Below are 6,049 nucleotides of genomic sequence, written 5' to 3'. Positions count from 1 at the left end.
TACCGGCCCACCCATGGCCGTTGGATTAAGGTTCGGAAAGATCGACGCGTCGTCGAGCAGGATATTCGGGGTGGTGTAGCTGAAGTTGATGCCCACACCCAGCGACCATGGGAAGCCGATCTGGTAGCCCAGTTCCAGCGTGCCCTCGAATGCGTCGGCGTTCGGTCCGACGACGGTGTATTTGGCGCGCCCGGAGTGGAACCACTCACGGGTCAGACGGTTGCGGTCCAGCGGAAACACGCCGTTGAGGAAGGTGTCCCACTGCTGGATCGTCATCGTCCGATCCTGACCGTCAACCAGGCTCAGCTCGTTGTCCAGCCCCGCGTGTGAGGTACCGGTGCTCACGAAAAGAGCCGCGATGGCGGCGACCATCGCGATCAGCACCCGACTGATTGCCTTCATGTTCTCCCTAGCTCTGTCGGCGATGAGCCGAACCGGCTCACCGAGTTTTTTCCCGTGCTGGGCAGTACTCCTACACCACACACGACGCAAGAGTCACATGCGCGACAAATTAGGAAGTCCACATGCTCTTCTTACGTTTTGCTCATCGTTGACACGAGGAACATAACGGGACGGCATCGCACCGGCAACGCGTAGGGGTGCGTGTCGGATCGTCGGTCGAGAAGCGCCATTAGTTTGCTGATGCCACGGGCTGCTGGAGTACGGCCGGCACCGCCGGGCCGATGCGTCACATGGAGCTGTCGGCGCGTTGTCGGCCGCCTACAGGCGTAGCAAGTCTGGGCGACCGCCCCTTCACCTGCTATTTTTACCGATCAACGTGAGCTGAACGATCATTCATGATGAGGCGGAATGTTGTTTCGCAACCATTCGTCGTGTTCTGCCTCAGCGGCGCGCGAATCCGTTTCGCGCTCGTCCGACGAAGCTTGGGGTAATTCATCGCCGAAAATCGTGTTAACTGCATTGCGTGACGGCTGCGGGGAACGGGTCACAACCAACCTCGCGTGTGACTAAGATCACATATCGACCCAGAGGGCCGTTCACCTGCGCGTAACGCTTCGGGGATTGCCAACAACGCCGCACACCGGCTAGGTGCGCGGGCGGTTCCAGGTCGAACCGGAATTATTAGATCTCCAAGCTGGATAGCTGACCGATGATCTGCGTCGCCAACGGGTTAAGAGTCGCCATCCCATCGCGGACCGCGGATCGAGAGCCGGCGATGTTGACGACCAACGTGCTGCCGGAGATCCCCGCCAGTCCGCGCGACAAGCCGGCGTCGACGATGCCCGCGGCGAGCCCGGATGAGCGCAGCGCCTCGGCTATGCCGAGCAGCTCGCGATCGAGGATGTCGCGGGTCGCCTCGGGCGTCACGTCTCGCGGCGTCACCCCGGTGCCGCCGACCGACACCACCAGGTCGACTCCACCTATGACGGCCGTGTTCAGCGCGTTGCGGATCTCCACCTCGTCGGAGGACACCACGATGACACCGTCCACGACGAAGCCGGCCTCGTGAAGCAGCTCGGTGACCAACGGACCGTTGTGGTCCTCTTCGCCATGAGCTGTCCGGTCATCGACGACGACGATCAAGGCCCGTCCAACCAACTCCCCTGGTTGTTCCATGAGTGCCACCGTATATCTGGTGGCGGACAGCGGTGCGGCCACTCTCAACGTCGGCGTGCCAGGTGCCGTGATCACTGCGCCGCCTTGCCAAGCGTCACCTGCACAGTCTGCGGTTTGCCCGACGGGTCGAGGTAGGTCAGCGTCACCTTTTCGCCGGGTGCCTTCGAGCGCACCGCGGCGACGAGCGCGTCGGCGCTGCCGATCACCCGGTCGTCGACCTTGGTCACCACGACTCCGCTCGGCAGCCCGGCCGCCGCGGCTGCACCACCACCGGTGACCTCGACGATCTTGGCGCCGTGTGACGAGGCGTCGTTACCGACCTGGACGCCCAGCGATGCGTGCGAGGCGCTGCCGCCCTGGATCAGTTCGTCGGCGATCCGCTTGGCCTGATCGATCGGAATTGCGAAGCCCAAACCGATCGAGCCGCTCTGCGCGTCGGCGGAGGCGCCGCCGAGTGTCGCGATGGCCGAATTCACGCCCACCAGTTCGCCGTTCATGTTGACCAGCGCCCCGCCCGAGTTACCGGGGTTGATGGCGGCATCGGTCTGGATCGCGTCGAGCACGGTGTTCTGGTTCTTGATGTCTCCGCCCGCGGCAACGGGCCGGTTCAGTGCGCTGATGATGCCGGTCGTCACAGTTCCTTCGAGGCCGAGTGGCGAACCGATCGCCACCACGTCCTGGCCGACCGTGAGGTCGGCCGACGAGCCGATGGTGATCGGCGTGAGGCCGGAGACACCGTCGGCCTTGACGACGGCGATGTCGCTGCTGGGGTCGGTGCCGACCACGGTGAACTTGGTGGTCCGGCCGTCGGCGAACGTGATCGTGGTGTCGGCGTTCTTGGCGGCCTCGACGACGTGGTTGTTGGTCAGGATCAGACCGTCCGAGGACAGGATGATCCCGGAGCCCTCTTCTGATGCCCGGCCCATGTCGGTCTCCAGCTTCACGACGCTGGGCACCACCTTGGCCGCGACCTGTTCGACGGATCCGGCGGGCAGGCTGGCTGCGGGCACGCTCGGCGCCGCGGTGATCTGGGTTCCGCCGGCGTGGTTGTCGGGTTTGGCCATCAGCGCGACGCCGCCGCCGATGCCTGCCGACACCACGGCGATGGTCAGCGCACCGACGGTCAAGGCTCCTGCGCGCGATCGCTTCTGCGGTGGGCGGGGAGGCTGTCCGACCTGCGGGTACCTCCCGCTTGCGGGCGGCTGCTGCGGGGCCCCTCGATAGGGGTCATAGGGCTGCCGGTAGGCGTGCTGTTGCTGCTGGGTCGCATACCGCCAGTCGTAGGGTTGCTGCTGATAGCCGGTATGACCTACCCCGCGAGGGGGTGGCACCCCCGGCTGACCAGAGGGATATACCGCCGTACGATCGTCGCCGGGCCTGCGGCCGTGATGCGGGGGCGGCGGTGAATACCTCGGGTCGTTCGTCATGTCGCTACGGGCTCTTTCTACGAGTTCGGCACATTCCGACACTTCTACAACGAAGTTCCGCGCCTCTACGGTGCCGGGGTGGGCTGAGAATCCACTTAGAGAATGTTCGGCTCATCCCGAGACTTCCGGTTGGTGGTTCCCGACCGTTTACCCATTGTCGCCGCTGGCCACCGGTTGTGCGACCTCCGCAGGACGTGTCGCCGAAATCACCCGCCCGGGCAGCAACACATATATAGAGGTGCCCGGCGGCTGGCCTCCGCGCACGGTGTCGTCCACCCGAAGCGCGCCACCGTGTTTGTGTACGACTTGTTTGACGATCGCCAGACCAAGGCCCGAGCCGGGCATGGCCCGCGCGGAGGTGGACCGGAAGAACCGATCGAAAACGAGCTGGCGTTCGTGCGGTGGGATGCCGGGTCCGTGGTCGGAGACGACGAGCTCGGCGTGCACCGGGTCGGTCTGGGTCAGGCGCACGCCGACCCGCCCGTTGGGCGGACTCCACTTGGCGGCGTTGTCGAGCAGGTTCAGCACGGCGCGCGACAGGCCGGCCACATCGCCGTACACCTGCCACGGGATGACGTGGACGTCGAAGTCAATGTCGTTGCGGCGCCGCCTAACCCGTTCGAGGCTGCGGTCGATGATCTCGGATATATCGACGGGCTCGTGCACCACGCCGCCGGCCTCGTCACGTGTGAGATCCACCAAATCGCCCACCAGTGTTGACAATTCCTCGATCTGGGCGATGACGTCGGTGCGCAGTTCGGCCAAGTCCTCCTCGGGCAGCCGCGGCGCACCGGGCTCCTGGGAGGCCATCAGGAGTTCGACGTTCGTGCGCAGCGACGTCAGCGGGGTGCGCAACTCGTGACCCGCGTCGGTGACCAGGCGGGCCTGGCGCGCGCGCGACTCGGCCAGCCCGCGCAGCATCATGTTGAAAGCTTGTGTGAGACGGGCGAGTTCGTCGCTACCCACTACGGGTATCGGGCGCAGGTCATCGGTGCGGGCCACCCGTTCTGCGGCCTCGGTCAGTCTGGCTACGGGTCTCAAGCCCGCACGGGCCACCATGCCGCCTGCGAACGCGGCGATCGCCACCCCGATACCGCCGACGATGAGCAGCACTGTGCCGAGGCGTTTGAGCACGTTGCCGGTGGGGGCCAGGCTCTTGGAGATCAACAGCGAACTGCCGTTGTTCAAATGCACGGCCAGTACCCGCTGGTGATCGGCGGTGCGCAGCGACAGCAGCAGCTGGCCGGACATCACGTCCTTCTCCGGCTTGCCGATGGGCAGCGTCTGCCCCTGCTGGTTGGCGGTGTAGATGGAGCGGCCCGGGTTCACCAGCATCGCGTTGACGTCGGAGTAGGCGGTGCCCTCGATGGCTTTACCCGGATCGGCGGCCAGCGAACCGCTTTCGATAAGCAGCCGCGCGCGGCTGTGCAATTGGTTGTCGACGTCGGCGTAGAGCGCCCTGGAGACGACGACATAGACGGCGAGCGCCATCAGCACGACGACCATCGCGACCATCGACATGGCGAGCAGCATCACCCGCCAGCGCAGTGACAGCGAGCTGGGTTCGGGAATCGAACCGGGCCGCAAGGGAGGTGGTCGAAACGTGGACATCACTACCGTCGCTTGTTCGCCCAAGCGTCCCCCGCAAGCGGGGCGGGCCCCAGCTTGCGAGCGGAGTACCCCCACATCACGGCGGTGTCTCACGCAGCACGTAACCCACCCCGCGCACGGTGTGGATCAGCCGCGGCTCACCTTCCGCTTCGGTCTTGCGGCGCAGATAACCGACGTACACCTCGAGGGCGTTGCCTGAGGTCGGGAAGTCGAATCCCCACACTTCCTCGAGGATGCGGCTACGCGTGAGGACGCGCCGGGGGTTGGCGATCAGCATTTCCAACAGGGCGAACTCGGTGCGGGTCAGGCTGATCTGCCGGTGTCCGCGGGTGACCTCCCGGGTCATCGGGTCCAGGCTGAGGTCCGCGAACGTCATCGCAGGAGTGTCACCGTCGTCGGGGGTGGTGCGGCGCAGCAGCGCGCGCATGCGGGCGAGCAGTTCCTCGAGTGCGAACGGTTTCGGCAGGTAGTCGTCGGCGCCTGCATCCAGGCCGGCAACGCGCTCGGACACCGAGTCGCGGGCGGTGAGCACCAGGATGGGCAAATCATCACCGGTGCTTCGGAGCTGCCTGCAGACCTCGAGGCCGTCCAGCCTCGGCATCATCACGTCGAGCACCAACGCGTCGGGCCGGTCGCTGGAGATCAGGTCCAGAGCTTCGAGCCCATCCTGGGCCAACGCAACGGAATAGCCGTTGAAGGACAGCGAACGGCGAAGGGATTCGCGCACGGCGCGGTCGTCGTCGACGACAAGAATTCGCACGGCCACCAGTGTTAACCCATCGCCTGAGAGAGGGCTGAGAGGCTCGCCGGGGGCCGCTGCGGCAACCTCAGATACCGCCAGGCGCGGCAGTTAGCGGCGGTCGAGATCGATCAGACCGAGGCGCGCGGCCTTGAGGAGACGGCGCGGCACCTTGTGCTGCTGACCCGCCACCGTGACGCCGACGAGTTCGGTGCGCTTGGCCTTCCACTGCGAGCGGCGGCTACGGGTGTTCGCGCGCGACATCCGGCGCTTGGGGACAGCCATGGGTTCGAGCTCCTCTTGAGGGGGTGCCGCCGCGCGAAGTTCGGCGTCGGCAATTGTCTATCAGGATAGCCGGTGGCCTGCGTGGCCTGCAAAAGCGCCTAATAATCTCGAACCACACACAGCACGACGCCGTCTGTCGTGTAGTACACATCGTCGATCTGGGTGCAATCCGTCGCTGTGGCAGCCTGCTGCACCACGCGATAGTCGCGGCCGCCGTTGTCACAAGAGATAGGACTCAAGTCCTTCAAGTCGTCGGCGTCGATCAGGATGCTGTCCGGCACGTCGGTGCATGTGCAGGCGGATATTCGGCCGCGACGCCGAAAAAGCCGCCGAAGCCAGGCTCGTCGGCGATCGCCGGACCGGCGAACGCCAGTCCCGTTGCGCACACCGCGCCAAACAGCGGAAAAAC

The 6,049-nt window shown here is 65.5% G+C and carries 7 protein-coding genes; all 7 read right to left on the bottom strand.

Annotated elements, in window-relative coordinates:
• The coding region (locus QOC76_RS12285) for an MspA family porin (protein WP_526357109.1) at positions 1-402 on the bottom strand (402 nt) is incomplete at its 3' end.
• A 681-nt stretch (positions 403-1,083) separates the two neighbouring features.
• Positions 1,084-1,626 carry a MogA/MoaB family molybdenum cofactor biosynthesis protein gene (locus QOC76_RS12280; protein ID WP_526357110.1) on the bottom strand — a complete coding sequence of 181 codons (543 nt, stop codon included), beginning with the start codon at positions 1,624-1,626 and terminating at the stop codon, positions 1,084-1,086.
• A gap of 23 nt (positions 1,627-1,649) precedes the next feature.
• Complete coding sequence (locus QOC76_RS12275) at positions 1,650-3,005, bottom strand: S1C family serine protease (RefSeq protein WP_526357108.1); 1,356 nt, start codon at positions 3,003-3,005, stop codon at positions 1,650-1,652.
• 147 nt (positions 3,006-3,152) lie between these two features.
• Positions 3,153-4,616: a HAMP domain-containing sensor histidine kinase gene (locus QOC76_RS12270; RefSeq protein WP_526357107.1), complete on the bottom strand. Its 1,464-nt coding sequence runs from the start codon at positions 4,614-4,616 to the stop codon at positions 3,153-3,155.
• Between the two features lie 76 nt (positions 4,617-4,692).
• On the bottom strand, positions 4,693-5,376 hold the full coding sequence (locus QOC76_RS12265) for a response regulator transcription factor (RefSeq protein WP_526357106.1): 684 nt from the start codon (positions 5,374-5,376) through the stop codon (positions 4,693-4,695).
• Between the two features lie 90 nt (positions 5,377-5,466).
• Positions 5,467-5,640: a 50S ribosomal protein L32 gene (gene rpmF / locus QOC76_RS12260; RefSeq protein WP_066978450.1), complete on the bottom strand. Its 174-nt coding sequence runs from the start codon at positions 5,638-5,640 to the stop codon at positions 5,467-5,469.
• Positions 5,641-5,738: 98 nt separating this feature from the next.
• A complete protein-coding gene (locus QOC76_RS12255; RefSeq protein ID WP_526357105.1) occupies positions 5,739-5,921 on the bottom strand; it encodes a hypothetical protein in 183 nt (60 codons plus the stop codon).
• Between the last annotated feature and the right edge of the window lie 128 nt (positions 5,922-6,049).

It is taken from the genome of Mycobacterium sp. (genome assembly GCF_032159565.1).
GTDB lineage: Bacteria > Actinomycetota > Actinomycetes > Mycobacteriales > Mycobacteriaceae > Mycobacterium.
This window is presented reverse-complemented; position numbering and strand designations above follow the sequence as displayed.

Bases quoted from the DNA above. Each gene is read 5' to 3' on its own strand.
- QOC76_RS12275 (WP_526357108.1), bottom strand. From the start codon at position 3,005: ATGACGAACGACCCGAGGTATTCACCGCCGCCCCCGCATCACGGCCGC.
- rpmF (WP_066978450.1), bottom strand. From the start codon at position 5,640: ATGGCTGTCCCCAAGCGCCGGATGTCGCGCGCGAACACCCGTAGCCGC.
- QOC76_RS12270 (WP_526357107.1), bottom strand. From the start codon at position 4,616: ATGTCCACGTTTCGACCACCTCCCTTGCGGCCCGGTTCGATTCCCGAA.